Source organism: Aureispira sp. CCB-E, from assembly GCF_031326345.1.
Lineage (GTDB): Bacteria > Bacteroidota > Bacteroidia > Chitinophagales > Saprospiraceae > Aureispira.
The window spans coordinates 6,354,271-6,377,943 of record NZ_CP133671.1 but is presented as its reverse complement, the minus strand read 5'-3'; the positions used below and the strand labels follow the sequence as shown (position 1 = coordinate 6,377,943).

Here is a 23,673-nt window from a genome sequence, read left to right as displayed (position 1 = left end):
TTATGTGTGAATGATTACGTGCAAATTGATCTCTAAGAGATTTATAGTTGTGGATACCTCTATATTGGAATGATAAAACGAAATTCTAAGCTAAGGTAGTATAAACGTATTAACAATTCGTTAAGAAATTCAATTACATATATAAGGAATTACAAGCGGATTCCATAATAGTACTTCATTGATTTTTTGCTTTTTGTTAAAAATGAGGCACAAAAGAAAAAGCTTTGCTTCAATAGCTTCAAAAGCTATTGAGGGAATAATGCCTCTTTCAGACTATTTTTGATAAAAAATAAAGCACTTTGTGAGAATAGAAACAAAAAGAACCAATTTGACCTTCAAAGATCAAATTGGTCCATATATAATTAAGTAGGTGAGCGATTTACTTTTGAAGAATAACCTTTTTAGTAATGGTATAGTTATTCATTCGGATTTCAACTAAATACAAACCACTATTTTCGTTAGTTAGTGAAAGGGTGTATTGACGATTGTGATTGTCAATCGCTACAGGTGGTGTAATAGCTTGACCTAAAACATTTTTAATGCTTAGGAAGCCTTCAAAGCTGATGTTATTATCAATATTAATGTTAATATCACCAGATGTAGGATTAGGAGATAAGTGAATACCTCGGCTTAGAATTTGCTCAATTTGATCTACTGCTACAAGGTTGTTGTTACGCAGACAAATATCAAAGTTGTGGCTATCTGCTGTGCTCATGCTATAAATTCTAAGGTAATAAACAGCACCTGTTGTCAAACCAGATAACGCATTGTTGCCTGCGTTGCCACAACCTAAACTACTCAAACTATCACAAGCTCCTTCAAATAATTCATAAGCCATAGCAGTAGAACTGCCTGTAATATTGTTAATATTAGAAACTTCTAAAAGTAAGTCAGAGCTAGTAGCGGTAAAGGAAAACCAAACATCATTGGCGATGGTTCCCATACAAGGAGCATCAGGCATAGAGGCGGAAGCATTCATATTGGTTGCCGTAAAAATACTAGTGCAGCTACTGCCTGTATTAACGGCTAATACTTCAGCGTGATAAATAGCATCGTAAGCAGGGCGGATTTTGACAGGAGTAGTTGACAAACCTGCACGAGGACCATTTAAAACTCCTTTCATGTGATTTTTTTGCCCAATGGTAAAACTATTCATACACGATTCAGCAGAATAATCCATATAGTTTTCTATCATGTCGGGCATATCGTTGACTAATGTTGTATCACAACTGTTTTTGGTGGTATCACAATCAAATTCAGAGCGATCCAAACAATTTGGAGTATCACCAATACCATCATCAACAGAACAGCTTGGTTGAGGAAAAATTCCACCGCCAGCACCATCGCCCCAAATATGGCGCAATCCTAAGTAGTGCCCAACTTCATGAACAGCGGTTCTGCCTTGTGTATTAACGGTTGTTGGAGCGCCAAAACCACCTCCAAAAGTAACACTTCTAGGTCCTCCAACGATTTCGTAATGAAGCACAACGCCTTCTCTGTTTTTGCTAGGTGCTGATGCTCCTGCTGGCCAATTAGGCAAACTATCAGGAGGATAAGCATAGCCTAATAGACCACCAGAACCCAAATTAAGCGTCCAAATGTTTAGATATTGATCAGGATCTAAAGGTGGGCTTGTTCCTTTGACACTATCAATAGAAGTGGGGTCGGGGAACAGTCCTCCAAAAGGACCTAAGCTAGCAAAGTCTACATTAGATTGTGTCCAGATAATCGTATCTAAACGAAACTCTATCTCTGTATCAGCAGCGATGCTATTGAAGATAGGACGCAAATTGCTAGCATCTGCATTTTGACGACGATAGTCGTCGTTTAGAATTTCTATTTGTTCGTTGATGGTACATTCAGATAGTTTTTCGTTGGGCGTTTTCCAAACAACATGAACGGCAACAGGTATTGTATGAATGGAGCGGCTGTGTTGGGTTTGTTGCCCTATTCGGTTCGACTCATCAAAAACAGCATCAATATGTTGTTTGTAACCAGGGTGTTGTTGTTCTAATTGATAAATCGCATGGTCAAAACCACATTTATGCCACGTTTGCTGCGCGAGGAGGTGGTTGGTGGTTAGTAATAGACAGAGAACGGCTAGGTATATTAATTTCATTGTTGTTAATAATATAGTTTAATTTGTTAGTTAATTGTTGATAATGAACTCTAATGTAAACTTTTTTTACATATTTTAAGAGCATATTAAAAGAATAGTCTATTGAATAGTAGTTCGCTGTGTTGCTACGGTATGGTCATTGCTTTTTTTTACAAAAAATAAAAAAGCAAGAAGTTATATAGATAGAAATGTACAATAGAATAGCTGTATGAAGGTAGGTTGTGCTGTTGTTTTGGAATGGGGAAGCTATTTTATATTCATGTTATTAGTCAATGAATATAGCCAGAATACAAAAAATTATAAATATTACTAAAGATAGTAAAAAGCTGATACTGAGTGCGCCAAGTATTCTAATCTTGGGGTTGTATGCTGTAATGACATCTATAATGGCAGCGCTGATCATGATGAAGATATGCAAGAACCAACTCATTGCTGTTACCAATATATACATGCCGCCTGCAACCGTCAGCATTTCAATTAATGCATCTTCACTATGACCTGCTTTGTAGCAAATAATAAGTGTGGATAAACTGTTGAATAGGACGGCACCTAATATTTTAAGCAAACTATGTTTGGACTCAATATAGTTCAAAAAACGCTCATACGAACCCATCGTAATTGGCGCTTCAAAATCTAATAAATCGTGATCTTGGGGCATTGGTAGAAAATCTTGATAAAAGAGATATTATCCTAATAGGATAGGAGGATATAGCAACTATAATAATAAGCAATGTTAAAATTATTCTATTGGATAATAGGCAATTTTTCAATATCTAACTAAAAGAAAGCCTAGTAATGTATTATTCTTTGCGTTGAATATTTTCAACAGTGCTAGCTTTTTGGGCAGGAAGCCACGCAGCACTGGTTCCAATTCCTAAAACAGTTAAAATTACGACTACAAAATCTCCCAAACGCATCTCAACAGGATAGGCATTAATAATAAATTCACCCGAACCACTTAATTTTACTAAGCCATATTGTTGTTGCAAGACACAGAGGACGATGGCTAAAAAACAACCCAATAACAGCCCAATTAAAGACAGTAAAAAACCTTCCATAAGAAAGATTTGGCGAATGAGTTTACTCGTTGCACCCATCGATTTTAGGATAGAAATATCCTTCTGTTTGTCCAAAACGAGCATCCACAAAGCACCAACCATATTAAAGGCAACCAATACAAGCGTAAATGCAAAGATAAAATAGGCAACGATTTTTTCTAGTTGGGTAATATTATAGAGTGCTTCGTCTTGTTGATAGCGATTTTGAACAATATAGTCGTCACCTGCAATATCCCGAATGGCTTGCAAGGTTTGAGTCTCATTAAAGGCAGGATCCAATTTTATTTCCAGAGCAGAAATTTCCCCGTTTTTATAAGATGTAATTTCTTGAACAAAGGCTAGGTTCGTAATGGCGTAATTATCGTATTCAGATTGTTGAACTTCATAAATTGCCGAAGGGTAAGCTTTTCGTTTTTTAAAAGGTTTTTTGGTTGGGTTAGTTGATATTCGCCCTTCTCTTTTGGGCATATAAATCGTTATTGGACGATTAAACGCTTGACCAACACTAATATTGAGTGGATATGCCAAATTAGCACCAATAACCGTATAGTTTATATCCTTGATCGTATCATAAACTAGATACTTTTGATTTCCCTCTAAGCAGGTGTCAATGGCTGTTACTTGTATGTAGTTTTCATCGACTCCTTTGATGTGTGCAATATTCTGAACGCCATCATACTCAAATAGGGCAATTTCTTCCAAGGTTTTGGAAATACTGTGTACGCCTTCTAGCAAACGAATATTTTGAATCATGCTACTGTCTGCAACAAATACTTTTCCTTCATTGACAGTAATTTTTACATCAGGTTTGAAACTACCAATCAAGTTGCCCAACAATCCCTCAAAACCATTAAATACAGACATAATGATAATGAGTGCCATACTTCCAATTGCAATTCCCAATACAGCAATACTAGAAATAATATTAATGGCATTGGTTGATTTTTTGGAAAAGATATAGCGTTTGGCAAATTTGAATGGTAGATTCATGTGTCGTACTTGTATTTGTATCCAATTACTAGTAGGCGTAGGCTATTGTAAGCTATCCCCAAGTAGAAAGACAAAAATAATTATTCTTCTTCGTCTTGGCTTAATTCGTCTAATTTTTTTCTAGCTTCCATTGCTTCTTTCATTGAACGGTTTTGTGTGTTCTTTTCAGAATGAATTCTAGAGAAGAGGTTATCCAAATGTTCTACCTCATCCAAAGTATCATCAATGAAGAATTTTAGCATCGGGATACGACGTACTTGCTTGCGAATGCGTTTGCCCACTTGACCACGTAAATAAGCTAAATTTTCCCACAATTCTTTGACCACTTCTTGTTTGTAGGGAACGTTATACACACTAACATAAATATAAGCAATTCCCAAATCCGAACTCATTTTAACATTCGTGACAGTAACAAGTGGTTCAACACCATAAATAAAGGCTCCTTCTGTCTGCAAGACAGTACTGAATTCGTGTTGTATTAAACTACCAACTTGGCGTTGTTTTTTTGTTTGTTCCAAACTATTAATTAATTTTAAAATGACAAAACAGGCGTTATCCAATCGAAAAAAACGTTAACAAACTTAGATCCATGAACTAGTCTACTTGTTGAGAGGTAACGCTTGATGATAAGATTGCATCAAATAGTATAGCTAAAAGTACAGCATCTAGCAATAATATAACCATCTATTTTGCAATAGGGTTTCGTTAGATAACGGGTATTTTGAAAATAAATTCGCAAATTACCACTAAAAATTAAGAAAAACCTTAATTTTCTATTTAATAATCATAAATCCTTCGTAGTATTTTTTACTATCCCCAATTACTAGTCCAATATTTCCTATTTATAAAGTCCTAAAAGTGCACAAATATCAGTTCCTTTGTAGCTTTTTGCTACTTAAAGAAGCACTTATCTTAAAGAAATCCCTAATCGTCTAATAGAGCCATTGATGGAGCAACAGAAACTAACTATAAAAGATATTTTTTTGTTGATTGTACCAATTGTAGTTGGTATAATTGGCTTGTTAATGTGGTGGTATGAGCTACATGAACTAATTGGCTGGCAAGGAATGAAGTGGATTCGCCAACCTATCACAAGCGTCTATATCATTCCATTCTTAATTGTCTTGGCTTTTATTTTGCCGATGCGAATAGAACTAGAAATGCCTATTGGATGGACGATTTTGTATATAGGATTACTATATGGTGCAAGTCTAGGAGCCTACTTTTTGGCGAAGCAAATTTTTTATACCTTGTATACAAGAGGGCTAATAGGAGGCGATAACGGAATTATTACCTTGTCTATTTGGAAATTAATGGCAACAGTTATTTTACTATCTATTATCTATTTTATACCAATGCGGCATTTTCATAAAACGACAGATGGTATGCATATATTAACCATTATGGTGGCAATTATTTCTGTGGTTCCAGCTAGTTTGATTTGTGTTGAGCAATTCCCCTTGTGGACTCGAGGTACTGCGTTTATAGATGCCGTCAAGTTAGGCTATCCCATCTTTTGGATGCCCATATTCTTAGGATGGCTGTCAACGGCAGCTGCCAAGGAGTGGGTTTGATGAATAATGATCTTCCAAAATCAATCAATAAACAAAAGTTGTCTTAACTATAAACTGAATAAAGCGCTTTTAACAAACACATATGAAACTATTTTTATTAATATGCTTATACGGCTTGTTAGGCATAAACACAACAACGACAGCACAAGAGAAACCCGAAATAGTCGTAACAAGTGGGCATATTGCGAATGTATATGCAATTAGTTTTAGTCCCAATAATAGATTTGTTGTAACAGCGGGAATGGATAAAACTGTTCGAATTTGGGATCGAAGTTTGTGCCAAGAATTTAGAGTGTTGTACGGACATGTTGGAGATGTTTGGAAAGTAGAGTACACTTCAGACAATCGTTATATTTTGAGTATAGACGACAAAGGAACGATGATTACTTGGGAGCATGCAACAGGAAAGATTGTACAACGAACAAAATTAGAAATGTATACCCGTTCGTTTACCTATATCTCTAATACGACACATGTACTTGTAATGAAAGGAGGTGAAATTGTCGAACTGGATATTTTGACAGGAGCCGAAATTACCAAACATGGAGCCATTCCAGATACCGAAATTAGACTGACAAAGGATGGAGAACATCTGATTACTAGAGATGCTGCCAAAATTAACGCCTTGTCTATATATAATTATAAAACAAAGACAATTGATGGTACGTTGACTGCTAATCACGACCAAGCTTTGATGAATGTTGCTGTTAGTCCCAATGGGAAGTTTGTGGCTGGTTTTAGTATTGCTAATAAGATGATTACTATTTGGAATTTGGAAACACAAAAAGTCGTTTCGGATTTTGAATATACTAGTCAGAATATGATAGAAATGGTGTTTACACCAACGAATCGAAATCTATTGGTAATGGATAGAACGGGAGCAATTGCAGATTATAGCATTCAAAAAGGCAAGTTAAAGCGAGTCATGAACGAGTCAACTAGTCAAGATATGACAACGCTCAAAAATGGGGTTTACCGTATTGGGGTCGCATTCGACTTGGCAATTAGTCCAGATAACACTATGGTAGGTGTAGCAGGAATGGTAACAGAAAGTGAGGGCTATGGTTTGCAACCGACTGTTTTTATGGGAGGAACATTGTTTGATTTTAAGCACAATAAGGAATTGGGGCGTTTGAAAGGGTATTTTAAAATGTCTACTCATCTATCGGTAGGGTCAAATTCGAAGTACTTGGTAAATTCGGTGTACAATAAATTTCCAGGAATTCGTGTGTGGAATATGAAAGAAGGTGATTTGGAACAGTACATCAAAACTTCGGGGGTTGCTAGTGCTAGTGCGGATGGTTCTGTTTTTGGAACGTGGGTAGTCGGAGACAAGGAAAAGCCTGTTTTGACTGTTTTTGATGCCAAAACAATCCAACCAATTTTTGAAAGTACAGCAGTTGAAGCCTTGACAGAGATTTCTTTTAACCATGATGGCAGTCGATTGTTGACACAAGAAGTAACGATAGACTTAAAAAATTATCAAAACAATCAATTCTTTTTTAGAATATGGGATGTTAAAACGCAAAAGCAAGTAGGAGATGCTGTGTATTTCAAATCTACAGAAATGCCTATATTTAAGAGTGTCAAATTAAGCCCTAAAGGAGATTATATCATTGCTCAAACCAATGGTTCTAAAATAGTAGCATGGGAAGTTGCTACAGGCAAACAAGTTCATACTATCCCATCACAAATAGCGTATGAATTTTTATTGGATTTTGTACCAAATACAAACAAAGTCTTAATTAGCAAAACGACACCAGAATACGATGCTAATCTCAAGCGTTTGAAAGCAGAAATGACGTGGTTTGAATGGGATTACACAACAGGAGAAATCTCTAATACTTTTAAGACAGGCAAAGAAGGTATTTTATTTTCGGCAGATTTTAATGAGGATGGAACGGCTTTAGTTACAGGACAAGGAGGCTATTTTAGTGAAGTGAATTTTGATGTTGTGGTTTGGGATTGGGCAACCAAAAAGAGTGTTTGTACCATGTCTGGCCATCATGGTGCTATTAAATTCGTTTGGTTTGGAGCGAAGGGAAAACGAGTGTATTCTACAGCCGAAGATGGTTTTATAAAAGTTTGGGATTTAAAATCTTGCCAAGAGGCAGCTTCATTGATTGCTATGGAGGAATTTGATTATATTATTTTGTCTCCTGATAATTATTACAAATCATCTAAAGGCAATAATACAGGAATTGGATTTCGATTTAAGGAGAATTTATACTCGTTTGATCAATTTGATGTTCGATTTAATCGACCTGATAAGGTGTTAACAAGCTTAGGTGTTTCAAAATATTCGGTTAAACTGTATACCAAAGCTTGGGAAAAACGCCTCAGCAAGTTAGGGTTTACGCCTGATAATTTAGAAGGTGAGTTAGCATTGCCCAATATAGAGTTGAGTAATAAAGTTACATTGCCCGTTACGACAGAAAACAAACAGTTGAAGTTAAATATCAAAGCTTGGGACGAAACGCATAAATTAGATCGTATTTCTATTTATGTCAATGATGTTCCCGCTCCTGAGTTGAAAGGAATTTCGTTAAAAGAACGGTATACCAATAAGATAGAAGAAGAGTTAGAAATTAGTTTAAGTGCAGGAAAAAATTTGGTTAAAGTATCTGTTTTTAATGAAGAAGGGCTAGAAAGCCTGCGAGAGACTTTTCAGGTTACTTACCATCCCAACTCGACTAAAAAGCCCGATTTATATATTTTTACAATAGGGGTTTCTGAGTTTGAAAATGAGGAACGGAACCTAAAGTTTGCCACCAAGGATGCCAAAGATTTGATCGCTAAATTTAAGACCTCTAACTATTTTGGAAATATTCATACTCAAGAATTATTTAACGAGTCGGCAACCAAGGATAATGTTCTGAAAGCTAGTAAGTTTTTGGACAAAGCCAATATTGACGATCAAGTAATTATTTACATTTCTTCTCACGGATTATTAGATGACCAGCTAGATTATTACTTGGCAATGCATGATGTTGATTTTAATAATCCACAAGCCAAAGGTTTGCCATACGATGCTATTAATACGATGTTAGATGGAATGGAATGTCGAAATCGTTTGATTATGATTGATGCTTGTCATTCGGGTGAAGTAGATAAGGACGAAGCTGTTGTACGCTCGTCGATTGCAGCTAATGATAAGGTTCATATCAATCAAAAGTCAGGAACGACAATGGTTCGCCCAAAAGCTGGCTTAAAAAATTCTTTTACATATATGAAAACCTTGTTTGGCGATGTGTCAAAAGGAACGGGAGCAACGGTTATTTCTGCGGCAGGAGGCTATGAATTTGCGCTAGAGTCAGAAGATTGGAACAATGGGGTTTTTACATATGCTGTTCTAGAAGGACTGACTTCTGGCGAAGCAGATCGAAACCACGATGGATTGGTTCATGTATCTGAACTAAAAGATTACGTTACATTGCAAGTTGTTAAGTTAACAGATGGCAAACAGCACCCCACAACTCGCACAGAAAATGCCTTGAATGATTTTATTTTATTTAAAGTAGAACACCAGTTGCCCAATGGAAAAATTATTGGGAAATAATATTTTATTAATAACGGAGTAGTTTCAATGGAGTAATGATTTTATAATAATTATTATAATAACTGAAGGGCACGACATTTAAGGATTAAGCCATTTCAAAAAAAAGTTTGAGAACTCTAATTCCTTCCACTTCATTTTGGTTTTGATCTTCAATTAATCTCTTGAATATTGCTTGATCGTCTGAATTGATTGATGTTTGAAAGACGGCATGATTGGTACTGACATTTTTATATCCCATATGCCAACTAGGAAACAACCGATTCTCAATAGGAGAGTAGTACCTCAAATTAACTCCTCCGTGTCTATCATCGCCTTTAATGGCTTCAAACAGTCCCATAATTTCATCCTTATCTCCTTCTAGGTATTGGATGAAGCGACGATCAGAGTGTAATAAAACTCCTGTGATATTTTTACTAGGGTTATTTTTTCGACAAGAAGCTAGGATGTTCTCAATTTCTGTCGTATTACAGCTCGACTTGCGACTGCTTGTGTAAACTAATTTGTATAAATCAGGCATTTTGGGAGATTTGAAGTATGGATGATAAAATACTTATCCTAGATGTTAGGGAAAACTCCATCGATACCGTTGTGTTCCCATAACATGAAGTAATGATGGATTCCTTAACTAAAAAAACAGGAGTACCTCAAAAAAGTTTACTCACGAGGTGTGTTTTTAATTTGTATTTTAAGGGTGTTTTTTTAGCAGCGCAGCGAACTAAAAGCAAAGCGTTCATACAGTAAAGTAAGTTTGCTGTATGAGTATTGTAGAGTTGATAATTAATAAGTTGTAAGTAATCGTTCAGAAAAAATTCTATAAAAACAACCTTCTTTTTGCACTACTCTTCATCGGAAAAATTTGCTTTAGCTCGCTAAAACCGCACTTTTCCTCTTCGATTAGCACTAAAAATAAGGCTATTTTTTACCTATAATTTTTTATGCCCACTTACTTAGTTTTTTATATTTTTTGATTGTTAAAGTAAAAAAGGACAGAAGAGTAAATTATTTTCCTACTGTTAAAAATCAAAAGATACCGCAACTGTTTTCATAACTTTTACAGGCATAACCTTTAATATAAATTTTATTTTTTGTCCTTTTTGGCGGGAAAGTTAAAAACTAAACTTGCCAAGTAGCAGCACAAACACCAGAGCTACAAACTTAACGGAGGGTTCTGCGAAGTACGCCGTATCACTAACGATTACCTGATGTAATGCTATAAAATAAAAATGGAATATTTTCTTTATAGTGGCAGTAGCATTAACGATTGTTCTTATGAATAGTTATGTATTGATAATGTATTAATGTGATTTAGAAGCCTTATACAATGCCAATTTTAACCATAATTTAATCTATCTTTGTTGTAGATAGATGTTATCTTTCTTTTCTTTGCAGCAAAGACAACGGTCTGTCCCCCTTATTGTTAATAATTCTAGTTGTGCCCCTCACAACTAATTAAAGTATTGGATGCCTTCCTTGTAGGTAACCGTACCATTGAGTACAAAGAGTACTCAAAAGCTTAGTAATGTATTATTTTAAACAATAAATTCCATTTTCAAATGGAGTTTAAAGCGAATAGTCTTGTACTTGCACTAATCGGATCACCCCAATAGTGTTTGGTTAAGAATTATTGCATTCATTGTCACCTTGAATTAAAAAACAATAGGATCATGAGAATTGTATTCTTATTATTATCATTTTCCATATTAGTGGGATGTGGTTTTGTTCCCAAGAGTAGTCTAAAAAAACAAAAAGAAATAACGCCAACTGTATTTGAATCTGCGTATTATCAAGATTTAGGGAGAAATATTAAGCGCTTGCATCATTTAATGCAAGGAACATTTATTGCGCACAAGGAAGGGCATAGCAAAAACTTAGAATCTTGGACTGTATCAGAAGGTGATAGTGTAATTTTATATAGTGTACCACTTGGAGAGGTTGAAAAACATGGTTACTGGTTGTACAGCTATGAATTTATGACGTCATTACCCAACAAACCCATCTATACCTCTATCAAGCAAATTAAACAAATTTCAAGAGATACTTTGGAGGTGCTCTACTACGAAACCAAAGAGCCCGTGGAGATTACCCTAAACGAGGTCTTAAACAAGGAATTGTTGAACGGGAGAATTTATTTAGACAATTTAATATTAAGAGACAAAAAGGTGGTTTACGTACGAAAATCAGCCTCTCAGTTTGTTGGTTTTTCTAAAGTATATGAGGATGAGCAGTTTAATTGTTTGCGCCAAAATAAATACGATTTGTCTCCCAATTATTATAAGGTTGAAACGGCATTTTTTGACAAAGAAAACCAAGAGGAGTTATTGTTGAAAAAACGCCCGAATCTACTGGTTAGAAGAGCAATAGACTCTAAAATATTGAATGAGATTGCAAAGAAATAAGGAGACATAAAAGCCTCCTTTATATCACAAACTATTCTAGAATTAAAAGGATAGGAATACGATAACATTGATCTGGTCTCTACTACTATTGTTAAAAAATTGATTCATGTATCCTAGCTCAAATCGGATTAACTGGTTTAATTTAAAACCAACTCCTGCGTATAATCTATTGCGATCAAAAAAAGTTTGGGTAGAATTGATGAAAATTTCATTGTATAAAGCAGCATAGACTGTTTTATCGGTCATTTCTTTATTATTGATAGGAATATTAAGAGACAAAAAGTATCGAAACCTTAGTTTGAAGGGTTGATTTTGTACCCAGCGTTGTTCTAGCCTGTAACGATGCTGCAAGTTGAATCGACCAAATTTTTGCTTTGTTATAAATTGTTGAAAAACCCTATGTTCATTAACTTGTTCTTTGTCGTTTGTATTTGCTAAATAGTTTTGGCTGTGGATAAATCCATAACCAAGCAATATATTATTGTTATTCTCACTAAGGTTATAGCCAATGCCTGTGCGCAAAAGAAGCTGCTCTAAATCTCCAATGACATTATAATTTCTGTATTGAACTTCGTGGTGCCAATTCCATTTAGGGCTAATTTTTTTATTTCCTAAGTAGATAATCCAATTGCCAAGTTCACTTTGTTGGCAAAAGCTAAAAAAGGGAAGTAATAAAAATGTTAAGGTGATAAATTGTTTCATAAACTGATTCAGTGGTTAACCAATTAATATTATTATTAAAAAGGCAAACGTCTGCTATTCGTAAATTAATTTGATGAATTGGGAGTAGATGGCAGATGTATATTGATTTAGCCTCCTACTCGTTTGGTTTGAGAGTAGCCCATATTTTTAAGCAAATCAACAACTTTTTCAACCCAGTTGCCTTGCAAGATAATTTCATTGTCTTTGGTACTACCACCTACACCACATTTAGATTTTAAGGTTTTTCCCAAGTCTTTTAAATCTTCTTCTGTACCTACAAAACCTGTTACAAGCGTCACTTCTTTTCCTTTGCGTTGTTTGCGATCTCGCATAACCCGAAGTTTTTGTTGTTGGGAGGGGAGGGTATCAACCTCATTGTCTTCATCATCAAACCATTCCATTTCAGGGTCAGTAGAGTAAAAATTGAGCTTTTTCTTTTTCTTTGCCATAGTAACTTTTCTTTTTAGATTCCTTGAATTGATTTAAGAATTGTTTCGATTGTGCGGGCATTTTTGGTAATGTCCTGAAAATCTCCCCAAAAATACACTAAATATTGTACATTATTAAAAGAAGTCGAAAAACGCAGCACTGTAGATTCTTTGTCTTCATTCCACGTTGACATCGCTTTTTCAAATACAAGGAATTCCGTTTTCAACACCTCTAATTCTGTTGATGTGGGGGCAAAACTATAGCCCCATACTTTTTGGGTTTTTAAGTCATTGGTATCTTCTTTATCAGAAGAAAAAATAACCATACTAATGGTTTGATCTTTTGAGGCATTAATAGTGGCACCACTACAGTTGCAGGCTTTCCCAGACATATAGCCCCCAACATACCAACCTTGTGGAATGCTGTATTTTAATTTTATAGGTGCTTGATTTAATTCCTTCCAATTTTGAGCAGAAGAAACTGACATCAATAGGACAAAAAAGAGAAGGGCAAAAAGGTACTTCATATTCCCATTTTTTATTACATTTAGAGCTCTTAGAACTTAATACAAACGTTCTAAAATAATCATATTATACATTAGTAGCCTGTTAATCATGCACTTTGTTCGTGAGGGGGCTATACCTAAATGACTAACCTTTACGTAAAAAAGCGAATAGTTGATTTTTTAGGCGTTGCTTATCAGTGAATTGTGGTTGAGGGCAGACTACTAATACAAAAAGAGCTAAACATAATACAATCTTTATTCTTTCAAAGAATGTTGATTTAGCTCTTAAGGGGGTAGAATATTAATCTGTAATATAGCAAAAAAAACATCGATTCTATGTTTGAAGATGACGAAAATCTAGATAAAGCTGCAAAAAGCGCAGCCTCTAATTCATACGAAGAAACATTGGAGCAGTTGCAAGAAATCTTGAAAAATATTGAAAATCAAGGAAATGAGATCGGAGGACTGTTGCAAAATGTGGAGCAAGCCAATGCTTTGGTGCAGCAGTGTAGAGACCAATTGAGAGGAATCGAAAACCGTGTAAATAATATTTTATAGTTTTGTTAACTAAATTTTTAGTTATAAGGTTGTATATTTGTTCACATCATCATTTAAATTAACAAAAAGTGCCTAATCATACATTTGAACAATACCTAAATGAGACAAAAACTTGTCGCACACTTTTCTTAAATAAAAACAAGGATTATGGAACCGCATGGCGTATTTTGCGTCCTTCCTCTTTGACCGATCAGCTATTTATTAAAGCAAAACGTATTCGAGAAATCGAAATAAAAGGTTCTATGAAAGTAGACGAAGGTGTGAAAAGTGAGTATATTGGTTTGGTAAATTATTGCATTATGGCATTAATTCAACTGGAGTTGCCAGAGGATGCTCCGTTGGAGTTGTCAGAAGAACAGGTGATTGCTTTGTATGACAAGCATCATGAGGCTACGTTTGAGCTCATGAAAAAAAAGAACCATGATTATGGAGAAGCTTGGAGAGATATGCGTAGAAGTTCTTTGACTGATTTAATTTTAATGAAAATCTTCCGAGTGAAACAAATCGAAGATAATAAGGGAGCTACTTTGGTTTCGGAAGGTTTAGATGCAAATTATCAAGACATCATTAATTATGCTGTTTTTGCCCTTATAAAAATAGCTGAAGAAGGGGAGTAGCCTCCCAATAAAATAGCTTGAAATTAGGTATTATTACCAAATATAGTTTATACAGCAGTAGTTTGTTAAAATCACGAAGCAGCACAGCTGCCTATTGTACTCGATAATCGTCCGTTAAAAAATACACATAAAAAACAAAGAACATGACAGTTTATACTCTATTTCTCTATATTGCGATTGCAGCAATAGCCTTAACTGCCACCATAGGTGTGGGACATTCAAAACTCAAAGAACATGCTGTTATCCATCCTTTACAGTGGTTTGTACAGTATTTTGTTGGTTCCTTACTGATTTTTTCAGGTTTGGTCAAAGCTGTAGACCCATTAGGAACAGCTTATAAGATGCAGGATTATTTTACCGAGTTTGCCGCACAAGGGCTTCCTTTGATGGATCTTATGCATGATAATGCTTTGCCATTTTCTCTAATTATGTTGGTATTGGAGTTGGTTTTAGGAGCTTGTTTAATTTTGGGAGTAGGAGACCGAAAAACTACTTGGACCACGCTAAGTATGATGGTGTTTTTTACTTTCTTGACAGGATTTAATTACTTGACAGGTTATACGTCCAAATCAGAACAAATTGGCATCTTAGATTTTGCAAACTGGGAGAATTTTAGCGATGGAAATATTCGTATTACAGATTGCGGCTGTTTTGGAGATTTTTTAAAATTAAAACCAATAGAGACCTTTGTAAAGGATATTATATTTACAATTTTATCGTTGTTTTTGGTTTTAAATACCAATAAGTTAAAAGAGCTGTTGCCAAGAGATAAAAAGATAGCTTCCTTGAATGTTAGAACAATTGTTGTGACTTTATTGATTGTTTTAGCAACTTGGTTCTGCTTCCAAAATTTCTATTTTAACAAACCAATGGTTGATTTTAGACCTTTTGCAGAAGGAACGGATTTAAAAGCAGCTAAAGCAGCTTGTGACGCAGATGTTGCTATTGTAGAAACGGTTTATACTTATGAGAATACAGAGACAGGAGAAATACAGTTGATCAATTCCGCCAAGATCATGGAGCATGCTTATTTGTGGGAGGATAAAAATGCGGAAGGGAAAGCCATTTGGCAGGTTGATAAAGAAAAAACACAAACCAAAACTATTCACGAAGGTTGTAATTCTCAGATTCAATACTTTAGATTTGACGATGTTTTGAATAACCCAACGTATAATTTCTTAGTAATTGGTGGCGATTTGGATAAAGCGAATAAAGAGGCGTTTAAGCAAATCAGTGGATTAGCTGCCAAGGGAGAAAAAGAAGGATATACAACCAAAGCATTATATTATTACACAGGCAAGCAGACTATAGATGAGTTTAGACACGATGTCAATGGAGCCTATGAGTTTGATACCGCAGATGATAAATTATTAAAGACAATTATTCGTGCTAATCCTGGTTTAGTGTTGCTCAAAGATGGTAAAGTTGTGAAAAAATGGCACCACAAGCACATTCCTACTTACGAAGAAATTAAGTCTTTGATGAATTAAAATGATGATACTTGTCAACTAATTGCCTTATAGAGTACTTAGAACATTTTTAAAACAAAGCTTATTTTTTGCTTATTGTTATTTTAAAAATTGATAGAAGGCAAAAAAAAATCCTGCTTAGCATATTAGTTAAGCAGGATTTTTTATGTTTCGTTCTAAACGATGGTTGATCTAAACGTCAAAGTTTACTTCAATTTCATCTGTAGTAGGAATCGCCGAACAACTCAACAAATAGCCATTTTTGACCTCATCATCACTCAACGCTAAGCAACGCTCCATTTCAGCATCTCCACTAACGATTTTACACACACAAGTAGAACAAGCACCACTCATACAAGAATAAGGTGGGTCTTCGTCTATGCGTAACAAACCATCTAAGATAGATTCGTTGGGTTGAAGTTTTAATTCGATTTTTTTGCCATTCATGGTAACAATTGCTTTGGCACCATTGCTATTCCCAATGCCATCAGTTACTTTATCTTCTACGACAAACCATTCAATGTGAATGTTTTTATCATCAACACCCAATACTTTGAATGTATCTTCAGCTGTACGCATCATTCCTTCAGGACCACACATAAATGTTTCTACAGGAGTATTGCCACGATGATATTTGGTATAAACCTCTTTGATTGTTTTGGCATCAATACGACCTTTCATGCCATCCCAGTCTACCACTTTTTTAGCAAACAAACCAAAGATACCACCTTCTTTACGCTCTTTGGGTTTTGAAAGGGTATGGATAACGTTTAACTGCCCTGCATAACGTTTTTCCAATTGTTCCAACTCTGCTTTGAACATAATCGTATCTTCATTTCTATTCCCGTACAAAAGGCAGACCTGACTTTTAGGTTCCTCTTCAAGAATCGTTTTTAGAATAGAAAGCATAGGAGTAACTCCAGAACCAGAACACAACAAGAAGTAGTCTTTAGACTGGTTGGGATTCAATTCAGTGTTAAAATGCCCTTGCGGAGGCATTACTTCGATTTCTGTACCAACCGTAACATTGTCATTGATATGATTAGAAACCAATCCTTTAAAGACACGTTTTACACCGATTTTTAAATCTTTATCCATGCTAGGGCTAGAACAAAGCGAGTAAGCTCTACGTTCTTGCTTGCCTCTGAACATAAATTTCAAAGTCAAATATTGCCCATGTTTATATTGAAATGTTTCTTTTAAATTATTAGGAACGTCAAAACTAAGCACAACAGCATTGTCTGTGTCTGTTTGAACGCCTTTTACTTTTAGCTTATAAAAATTAGTATCAGCCATTATTTAGCGTTGATTAAATTAGAGAAAACAGCCTCTTAAATTTTTTTGCAGGGCAAAATAAAGCAATTTTTAGGAATTTATTGGCATAAATGAACCCAAAATTGCACTTACTTTACAGAGGACCATTATTATCAACAGCATTCTAGTAAAGAGGTTTAATCCAAGCAGTATTGTTTGGAAGTTAAATAATTAAAACCACTAAAAGGTATCATTAATTTGGAACATCGTTTGTATATTTATACTCTAAACAATCAAATTTGATGGTATCTTTGGTTGCCATAAATCAGACAAAAATGAATAAAATATTGTTACTAATGTTGGGAGCCTTGTTATTGAGTGCTTGTGTCGAGGAACCTTGTATTCCTGCCAGCGAAAATATAGAAGGAGAGTGGATTTGTAATCTTGGTCCAGATTATACGTTAGAGTTTAAAAATGGTAAATTAAGTGATCCTGGAAATCTATTGAGTTATTACAAAGATACAGAAGGAGAATACAAATATAAAGAGTATACAATTGATTATGATAGCTTATATATTTTTTCTAGATTGACACCAACGAATAGTTTTTTTTATAGAAATAGCTATGCAATAACAATGGACGAATGCGATTACTTAACTCTGGAACTTAGTACGATTATCAATGGGCAACCTCATACCAACGCTATTCCTACACAATTGGTACGAGTTCGAGAATAAGAAATTCTTGAAGTATTAATAGGAGAGTAGCTCGCTATGAACGTAGCAATTCCTTGGATAGAAAGCTTAGCTGATAATGAAGGACAATGTCTTAATCTACTATTTCAGAAAAGCTAATTTTGTAATAATTTTAGCAAAGCCAATTCCAATTCTTTAGAGTCAAATGAACTGGGGGTAAAAGCAAAATTTCCTTTTTTGGTAATTAAAAAGAACTTGGGCACTGACAGGACTTCATAATCATCCGTAATGTTAGAACGACTAGGATCAAAAAATAAATGTTGTCCACTAAATTGTTTCTCTTCTAATGTTTTTTTCCAAGTTTGAGGAGAGCGATCCAATGAAACGTGCAAGAATACTACTTCTTTATCTGTAAACTGTGTCTTTAGAGCTTGTAGTGCCTCTATTTTTTGCATACAGGGGCGACACCAAGATGCCCAGAAGTCCAAATAAATTACTTTGCCTTTGAGTTTTGACAATTGGACGACTTCATCTTGAGCATTTTTTAAGGCAAAATCGGGAGCAGTTGTTCCTGCTGCAAACTGATTGGCTTTTTGAAAGGGATCTAAGACGACCTTATCCAATTCGTAATAAGGATTTTCTTTTATAAAATCTTCGTAGATGGGCAAAATAGCTGTTGGATTATCCTTGCGCAAAGCTGTTGCTAGAAATTGTGCCATCGTAAAATACTTTGTTCGTCCTGTTAAGTAATTTTTGCTGTAATGGTATAATTGCGTGTAAATACTTTCATAGGTATTGGCTTTGTAGCGGCAGCGGTAATGAACAAATGCGGTAATGAAATCTCGATAGTGTTCGTTGCCCAACGATAAATCATTCAAGACTAGTGCCGTATCTAAGAAGCTCAAAAAGCTAGTGTCTAAACGATGCCTACCTTGATAGACATCTCCATATATCAACAACTTTAGCCATTGGTCATAATCAAATTCAGTTTGCAAAAACGTTTTAAATTCCTCTGTTAACTTCTTATCAGGGTCTTCCTTAAAAAGCAAGTACATAGATTCCTTCTTTTGTCGTTCTGTTTTTAAGAGGTAGACAAATTCAGTTGGTGGCGTTTGCTGCATTATTTTGTCCAAATCTTCGTGAATCTTATAGTAGTGAATTCCTTTTCTGTACTGGCGGTAATTGAAAATAACAGGATCTTTAGGAAATTGTTTTTGATAATTTTGCCACAAGCTATTGTTGTCTTTTCCTCGCTGTCCAAAGCTAATCTTTTCAGGAAAGGTTCGACTGTCAAATTTTACGTGAAGAGAATCGTTGGGTTCTAAAAACAATTGGCACTGTTGATCTCCATAACGGAGTGTAACCAACTGTGGAATTTCGATGCGGCAGGCAATCCCAAAGTTTTGAGTCGCATTCAGTGCAGCACTGTATTCTTCAACAGTGTTGTTGATGTATCGTTTGTTAATTTCTAAAATTACTTCGCCAATAGAATCGTTAAGAACCGTTCCTGTCAAAAGCGTATTTGCTTGTTGTGCTGAAAGCAATGTCCAGTTACAAATAACAACAAAAGAAAAAAGCAAAATACGCATAGTTGAAGATTTAAAACGTAAAATTCAATGTCACACGAACAGAAAAACGTTGGGCATCTCTATTATCTAAGTAGTTAATTCTCCACAAAGCATCTACGCGTATGAACTGCAAAATATTTTCAATACCAATACTTACTTCGGTATAGGGACCCTTATCAAACGTGCCGTAAAAAGGACCTTCTGTGAAAGGACGTTGGCGATCTTTAGAACGCTTAATACTTCTGTCGTAGTGATTCAAGTGATTGGCTTTTTCATGCTTGGCAGACAAAGTCCCCCAACTGGCACGAGCAGCTGTAACCAAACGCCATTTTAAGTAATCACGTATAAATTTAATACGATTTAAGATAAAACCATCCCAATGGTGCTCAATTCTAGCATGAACAAAGAAATCACTTACAAATTCAAAGCTATTCATGCTGTTAAAAGAGGTTTTGTTGTAAAAATAAGCCTCATTACCAGGATGTACTTCCAACAAAAGGTAGGGGAGCGCAGTAGCACTAAATATTTTGCCAACCTCCAACTCGTATTCAACCCACCCGACAGGACTTGTAAAAAACCAATGCTTAATGCCTAGTCTGACTTTGTGAAAATTAAATTGAGATTGTAAAATGCCTTTTACGCCCAAGGTGTAATCCAAGCTAACAATTGGAAATTTAGAGCCAAGACTCAAATCTTTGAAAGGACCCGAAATTTTGCGCTCTTTGTAAGCGAAACGGGTTTTGAAAACCATTTCTGTTGAGCGAATTTGGGTAATCGTATCTACCGAACCATTCTCTGCATTTTCCTGCAAAAACTTAAAATTAAGTCCTCCAAATCTAGTGTTTTCATGTCCAACAGGATTTAGGCGACGGTGCATGACTGCTAAGCGATTAGAAAAACCTTTTTTCCAAGTGTGGTGAAACCAAACTTTTCCTTCTTGGACATACATCATTTTTTGAGGAATCGCCCGTCGCAACCATCCCGCAAACAAACTTTGGGTTTTGCGTTCTTCTGAACTTCTATTTTCAAAAGTAGCATCATTAAAAAAACTGGCACCAATAGCAGACCTTCGGTAACGATTGAATACATATTGGGTATTGCCTCCATATTTCCATCGTTTGTCTTTAAAACCATAACCTACATAACCATAGATTTGGAATTTTTTGCTCAATTTATTGCTTGTTCCAACTCCCAAACTTAAGCGCACCCCCTCTACATCGTTCCAAGTAAAGAGTTTTGAATAGGGACCAATTTTGATAGGACCAATATCTTTATAACCATTAACAACAATGGTTGCAATTTCAGCGATGGTTTTGAACAAAGGAATATTTTGAACACTATCTACCATCTTATACACGCCTTTTTCATTCTTAGAAAGTTCTTCGTGTCGGTTTTGAGTCCAAAATGTATCCGCTTTGGCTAATTCGTCATAACGAATATCTTCGGGATCTTTTTCTTGAAACGTTTGTTCTGTTTCGTTTTGGTCGATTTTAAAATCTTTAAAAGAAACGGTTTTTCGACCAATAATACCAAGACCTTTGTCTTTTTTAGTCATTGCAAAATCAATGACCGTTTTTTGTTTGAGTGGAATCCAGTATTTTTCTTTATAACGATCGTATTCTTGATAAATGATAATTCGATTAACAAGGTTGACGTTTGCCCCTGGATTCATACGCATATTTACGAGAAGCAAGGCATAGTCCTCCATAGAAACCCAAAAGTCACCGTAAAATGTATTGCCGCTTTTGTCTTTTGGTTTAAATTTCAGTTTGTAACTCCATTGTCCTTTGACTTGAGTACTATCCATGATATAGTATTCATAAAAAGTTAGGCCTACATTTGAAAACGGACTGATAAACTCTTTACCTAATATCTTTATAGTGTTGTCATAAATGTTGTACTCTTGATTCATGCTACCAATAAACTCTACAACAGTTTGATTTTTAACACCAGAGACACGTTGTGCTTTCAACATCTCTTTCTTTTCTTTGCCCTGAACATAATACACATCAGAAATGCTTTCTGCAACATAAGCAGGCAAAAAGGGTTTAACATCAGAAACGGTATCGATATTGTCAAAAATGAATTGAAGTTTTTTAAAGATTTTCATATCTTTCATGTCCTTAGTAATATTTACCAAGTCCAATTCAACTTTGGTGTATTGTTCCGTTTCGTAAGAAGCAACCACTCCTTCCAAATCATTTTGAGGTTTGTGTTTATTGATTTGGCGAATGATTTCATTTGCAGGATTTTCACCAGCAACAACGGTAATATCTAGCCCCATGTCTATGCTACTAGATTTCATTCTAAAGTTAATCACCTGTTCACTCTTGGTACTGTCTATTGGTTTCAAAACATCTATATAACCTAGCGAATTAGTAGCCAAGGTATCTCCCTCTGAGATATCAAATTGAATGATATAATTGCCATCAATGTCAGTTGTAACCCCCGTGCTAGTACCGTATACATATACGTTGCAGAAAGGCATTGCTTCTTCTGTATCGTCATCAATAACAGACCCGGTGATTGTAATAGTCTGTGCAAAATTTAGGGTAGAAAAAAATAAAAATAAGCTAAGCGTTAGAATTGTGTTTTTCATTGATGGTTTTTCACGAACTTTTGAAAAGATTTAGATGTACGTGTATTTATCTAAAAGGTTTTAGTAAATATCTAATTTACACAAAAAAAATGAAACAAAGCTCAAAATTCGATTTTCTAAGGTTTTAGAAGGACGAATAGCAAGCCTGTATTTAGATTATTAATGAATTAGTTATAAAAATGTTACTATCCAACCAAAGACTTTTCTCAACGAAGAAGTATCAGCATAGTCAATCTTTGATAAAATAACTTGAAAATCAATAAAAACCTATCTTTTTTAGTATTTTGACTTTATCAGTAGGTTGATGTTGGTATTGCATGATATTCATTTTGTGAGATGGCTATTTGGCTCTAAAGAATATTACATTGTTAACGAACTAAGTTTGCTTAGTAAGCTTGTACTAGCAGCATGAAGCTGCTAATCTTGTAGAATTAACCGTTTCACATACAAGCCTCCCTACCTTTGGGACAGAAAAAAAGTCACTTTTAGCATTATCGACCAAAAAATCTTGATAGATGGCTATTACAAAGAACGACGCTTATTGTTGATTAGGCAATTATATACTTGCTTATTTTTGAGAAAAAAAAGTACTGTGGCATAAAAATAGATATATGAGAGAGCAACTAATTATTCTTTTTTTCGTTCAGTAATAATGGTCCATTAAAAAAGAATTTGCTACTTTAAATTGTTATAGATCAGTTTGGTAGGGCGAAATTAGGAAGGACATTTTTTATAGATATAATTATATGACAAAAACAACACTTATTATTATAAGTATATTCATTATACTCTTAATGGGATCTAGTTATGCTTATTGGAATGCTTCTTCAATTTCTAATAAAGCATATCATTATATCCATCAGGTAGATTTATCGCTTTATACACATCGAGGAGTTGTTTCTACGTTGGAGAAAGAAGTGGAAGAACAGCGTTCGGTCAACGAACAAATTGCAGCAATCGACCAAATGTTTGCAGCAGGGGACGAACTGTCCGCATTGGCAGAGTATCAGGAATTACTCAAACAAGATCCTAGTAATATGGAACTTTTGTTGAGAATGGGCATCATTTATCTGCAAAAAGAGGAATACAGCTTGGCACAAGAACACTTGTCTACTGTTTATGGATTTAAGGCATCTATTTTCTCTATGGATGCTGCTTGGTTCTTAGCCTTATTGAATGTAAAATACGAGCAGTGGGATAACGTAAAACCATTGCTACAAGAAATTGTTGATAGCAGAGGAAATTATCATTTGCAAGCAAAAGAGTTGTTAAATTGTTTGTAATAATTAGTAATACTCCGTTGCTTTTTTAGTTTTTCTACAAACCCGTAGGCTCACGAAGTAAAAACATAAAAAAGCATCTTGCAGATAATCAACTGCGAAGCACTCACATGGTACCACGTAGTAGCAGCGCAGCTACTGCATGGTTTCAACGGAGTAAAGAATTAGAAGATGACTCTTTATAAAGAAAAAAAGGTTTAGCAATATGTTCATTGCTAAACCTTTTATCTTTTAAGTAATCGTTCAGAAAAAATAATCCCATTTTACTTGTTATTTTTTTTGAACGATTACTTATTGTTGA

Annotated in this window: 19 protein-coding genes; 8 read left to right on the top strand and 11 right to left on the bottom strand. The window is 35.0% G+C overall.

The annotated features are described in order from the left end of the window. Positions 1–379 precede the first annotated feature (379 nt). The 4 genes from QP953_RS24765 to rbfA all read right to left on the bottom strand — a co-directional run bounded on the left by QP953_RS24765 (position 380) and on the right by rbfA (position 4,685). Entirely contained in the window at positions 380–2,119 is a 1,740-nt protein-coding gene (locus QP953_RS24765) for a M43 family zinc metalloprotease (RefSeq protein WP_309553266.1), read from the bottom strand. 265 nt (positions 2,120–2,384) lie between these two features. After that, entirely contained in the window at positions 2,385–2,777 is a 393-nt protein-coding gene (locus QP953_RS24760; protein WP_309553265.1) for a hypothetical protein, read from the bottom strand. 142 nt (positions 2,778–2,919) lie between these two features. Then, positions 2,920–4,167 carry an FtsX-like permease family protein gene (locus QP953_RS24755; RefSeq protein ID WP_052597625.1) on the bottom strand — a complete coding sequence of 416 codons (1,248 nt, stop codon included), beginning with the start codon at positions 4,165–4,167 and terminating at the stop codon, positions 2,920–2,922. Positions 4,168–4,247: 80 nt separating this feature from the next. Beyond that, positions 4,248–4,685, bottom strand: coding sequence for a 30S ribosome-binding factor RbfA (gene rbfA, locus QP953_RS24750; protein WP_052597624.1), 438 nt, complete (start codon positions 4,683–4,685; stop codon positions 4,248–4,250). A 429-nt stretch (positions 4,686–5,114) separates the two neighbouring features. Here rbfA and QP953_RS24745 point away from each other — a divergent pair, with 429 nt between their 5' ends. Both QP953_RS24745 and QP953_RS24740 read left to right on the top strand, forming a co-directional pair. Then, on the top strand, positions 5,115–5,741 hold the full coding sequence (locus QP953_RS24745; protein WP_052597623.1) for a hypothetical protein: 627 nt from the start codon (positions 5,115–5,117) through the stop codon (positions 5,739–5,741). 82 nt (positions 5,742–5,823) lie between these two features. Beyond that, positions 5,824–9,300: a caspase family protein gene (locus QP953_RS24740; protein ID WP_309553264.1), complete on the top strand. Its 3,477-nt coding sequence runs from the start codon at positions 5,824–5,826 to the stop codon at positions 9,298–9,300. Positions 9,301–9,385: 85 nt separating this feature from the next. Here the strand turns inward: QP953_RS24740 and QP953_RS24735 are convergent, their stop codons facing one another. After that, positions 9,386–9,817, bottom strand: a complete 432-nt coding sequence (locus tag QP953_RS24735; protein WP_052597621.1) for a BLUF domain-containing protein — start codon at positions 9,815–9,817, stop codon at positions 9,386–9,388. Between the two features lie 1,147 nt (positions 9,818–10,964). Between QP953_RS24735 and QP953_RS24730 the strand changes: the two genes are divergently transcribed. Beyond that, positions 10,965–11,696, top strand: a complete 732-nt coding sequence (locus QP953_RS24730) for a hypothetical protein (protein WP_052597620.1) — start codon at positions 10,965–10,967, stop codon at positions 11,694–11,696. Positions 11,697–11,738: 42 nt separating this feature from the next. On the opposite strand, the gene QP953_RS24725 is transcribed toward QP953_RS24730, so the two are convergent. From QP953_RS24725 to QP953_RS24715, 3 genes are all read right to left on the bottom strand, one after another. Further along, complete coding sequence (locus tag QP953_RS24725) at positions 11,739–12,398, bottom strand: DUF2490 domain-containing protein (RefSeq protein ID WP_052597619.1); 660 nt, start codon at positions 12,396–12,398, stop codon at positions 11,739–11,741. Between the two features lie 107 nt (positions 12,399–12,505). After that, positions 12,506–12,847: a translation initiation factor gene (locus QP953_RS24720; RefSeq protein ID WP_309553263.1), complete on the bottom strand. Its 342-nt coding sequence runs from the start codon at positions 12,845–12,847 to the stop codon at positions 12,506–12,508. Between the two features lie 14 nt (positions 12,848–12,861). Beyond that, entirely contained in the window at positions 12,862–13,353 is a 492-nt protein-coding gene (locus QP953_RS24715; RefSeq protein WP_052597617.1) for a hypothetical protein, read from the bottom strand. A gap of 315 nt (positions 13,354–13,668) precedes the next feature. Here QP953_RS24715 and xseB point away from each other — a divergent pair, with 315 nt between their 5' ends. The 3 genes from xseB (at position 13,669) to QP953_RS24700 (ending at position 15,997) form a co-directional block, all read left to right on the top strand. Beyond that, positions 13,669–13,890 (top strand): exodeoxyribonuclease VII small subunit, encoded by a 222-nt coding sequence (gene xseB, locus QP953_RS24710; RefSeq protein WP_052597616.1) that lies wholly within the window; start codon positions 13,669–13,671, stop codon positions 13,888–13,890. 68 nt (positions 13,891–13,958) lie between these two features. Further along, entirely contained in the window at positions 13,959–14,507 is a 549-nt protein-coding gene (locus tag QP953_RS24705) for a DUF1599 domain-containing protein (RefSeq protein ID WP_052597615.1), read from the top strand. A 143-nt stretch (positions 14,508–14,650) separates the two neighbouring features. Then, entirely contained in the window at positions 14,651–15,997 is a 1,347-nt protein-coding gene (locus tag QP953_RS24700; RefSeq protein ID WP_309553262.1) for a MauE/DoxX family redox-associated membrane protein, read from the top strand. A 171-nt stretch (positions 15,998–16,168) separates the two neighbouring features. Here QP953_RS24700 and QP953_RS24695 read toward each other — a convergent pair whose 3' ends face one another. Beyond that, positions 16,169–17,272, bottom strand: a complete 1,104-nt coding sequence (locus tag QP953_RS24695) for a ferredoxin--NADP reductase (RefSeq protein ID WP_052597613.1) — start codon at positions 17,270–17,272, stop codon at positions 16,169–16,171. A 293-nt stretch (positions 17,273–17,565) separates the two neighbouring features. Here QP953_RS24695 and QP953_RS24690 point away from each other — a divergent pair, with 293 nt between their 5' ends. Then, entirely contained in the window at positions 17,566–17,967 is a 402-nt protein-coding gene (locus QP953_RS24690; RefSeq protein WP_156039789.1) for a hypothetical protein, read from the top strand. 113 nt (positions 17,968–18,080) lie between these two features. Here the strand turns inward: QP953_RS24690 and QP953_RS24685 are convergent, their stop codons facing one another. Beyond that, a complete protein-coding gene (locus tag QP953_RS24685; RefSeq protein ID WP_309553261.1) occupies positions 18,081–19,514 on the bottom strand; it encodes a TlpA disulfide reductase family protein in 1,434 nt (477 codons plus the stop codon). 10 nt (positions 19,515–19,524) lie between these two features. After that, positions 19,525–22,092 carry a DUF5686 and carboxypeptidase-like regulatory domain-containing protein gene (locus QP953_RS24680; RefSeq protein ID WP_052597610.1) on the bottom strand — a complete coding sequence of 856 codons (2,568 nt, stop codon included), beginning with the start codon at positions 22,090–22,092 and terminating at the stop codon, positions 19,525–19,527. 746 nt (positions 22,093–22,838) lie between these two features. Here QP953_RS24680 and QP953_RS24675 point away from each other — a divergent pair. Beyond that, complete coding sequence (locus QP953_RS24675; protein WP_309553260.1) at positions 22,839–23,375, top strand: tetratricopeptide repeat protein; 537 nt, start codon at positions 22,839–22,841, stop codon at positions 23,373–23,375. The last annotated feature ends 298 nt before the right edge of the window (positions 23,376–23,673 follow it).

What these genes read in the sequence shown, in the direction of transcription:
- QP953_RS24720 (WP_309553263.1), bottom strand. Translation starts at nt 12,847, where the DNA reads ATGGCAAAGAAAAAGAAAAAGCTCAATTTTTACTCTACTGACCCTGAA.
- QP953_RS24695 (WP_052597613.1), bottom strand. Translation starts at nt 17,272, where the DNA reads ATGGCTGATACTAATTTTTATAAGCTAAAAGTAAAAGGCGTTCAAACA.
- QP953_RS24760 (WP_309553265.1), bottom strand. Translation starts at nt 2,777, where the DNA reads ATGCCCCAAGATCACGATTTATTAGATTTTGAAGCGCCAATTACGATG.
- QP953_RS24700 (WP_309553262.1), top strand. Translation starts at nt 14,651, where the DNA reads ATGACAGTTTATACTCTATTTCTCTATATTGCGATTGCAGCAATAGCC.
- QP953_RS24755 (WP_052597625.1), bottom strand. Translation starts at nt 4,167, where the DNA reads ATGAATCTACCATTCAAATTTGCCAAACGCTATATCTTTTCCAAAAAA.
- QP953_RS24690 (WP_156039789.1), top strand. Translation starts at nt 17,566, where the DNA reads ATGAATAAAATATTGTTACTAATGTTGGGAGCCTTGTTATTGAGTGCT.
- QP953_RS24715 (WP_052597617.1), bottom strand. Translation starts at nt 13,353, where the DNA reads ATGAAGTACCTTTTTGCCCTTCTCTTTTTTGTCCTATTGATGTCAGTT.
- QP953_RS24725 (WP_052597619.1), bottom strand. Translation starts at nt 12,398, where the DNA reads ATGAAACAATTTATCACCTTAACATTTTTATTACTTCCCTTTTTTAGC.
- QP953_RS24685 (WP_309553261.1), bottom strand. Translation starts at nt 19,514, where the DNA reads ATGCGTATTTTGCTTTTTTCTTTTGTTGTTATTTGTAACTGGACATTG.
- QP953_RS24735 (WP_052597621.1), bottom strand. Translation starts at nt 9,817, where the DNA reads ATGCCTGATTTATACAAATTAGTTTACACAAGCAGTCGCAAGTCGAGC.
- QP953_RS24740 (WP_309553264.1), top strand. Translation starts at nt 5,824, where the DNA reads ATGAAACTATTTTTATTAATATGCTTATACGGCTTGTTAGGCATAAAC.
- QP953_RS24765 (WP_309553266.1), bottom strand. Translation starts at nt 2,119, where the DNA reads ATGAAATTAATATACCTAGCCGTTCTCTGTCTATTACTAACCACCAAC.
- QP953_RS24680 (WP_052597610.1), bottom strand. Translation starts at nt 22,092, where the DNA reads ATGAAAAACACAATTCTAACGCTTAGCTTATTTTTATTTTTTTCTACC.
- xseB (WP_052597616.1), top strand. Translation starts at nt 13,669, where the DNA reads ATGTTTGAAGATGACGAAAATCTAGATAAAGCTGCAAAAAGCGCAGCC.
- QP953_RS24730 (WP_052597620.1), top strand. Translation starts at nt 10,965, where the DNA reads ATGAGAATTGTATTCTTATTATTATCATTTTCCATATTAGTGGGATGT.
- QP953_RS24675 (WP_309553260.1), top strand. Translation starts at nt 22,839, where the DNA reads ATGACAAAAACAACACTTATTATTATAAGTATATTCATTATACTCTTA.
- QP953_RS24745 (WP_052597623.1), top strand. Translation starts at nt 5,115, where the DNA reads ATGGAGCAACAGAAACTAACTATAAAAGATATTTTTTTGTTGATTGTA.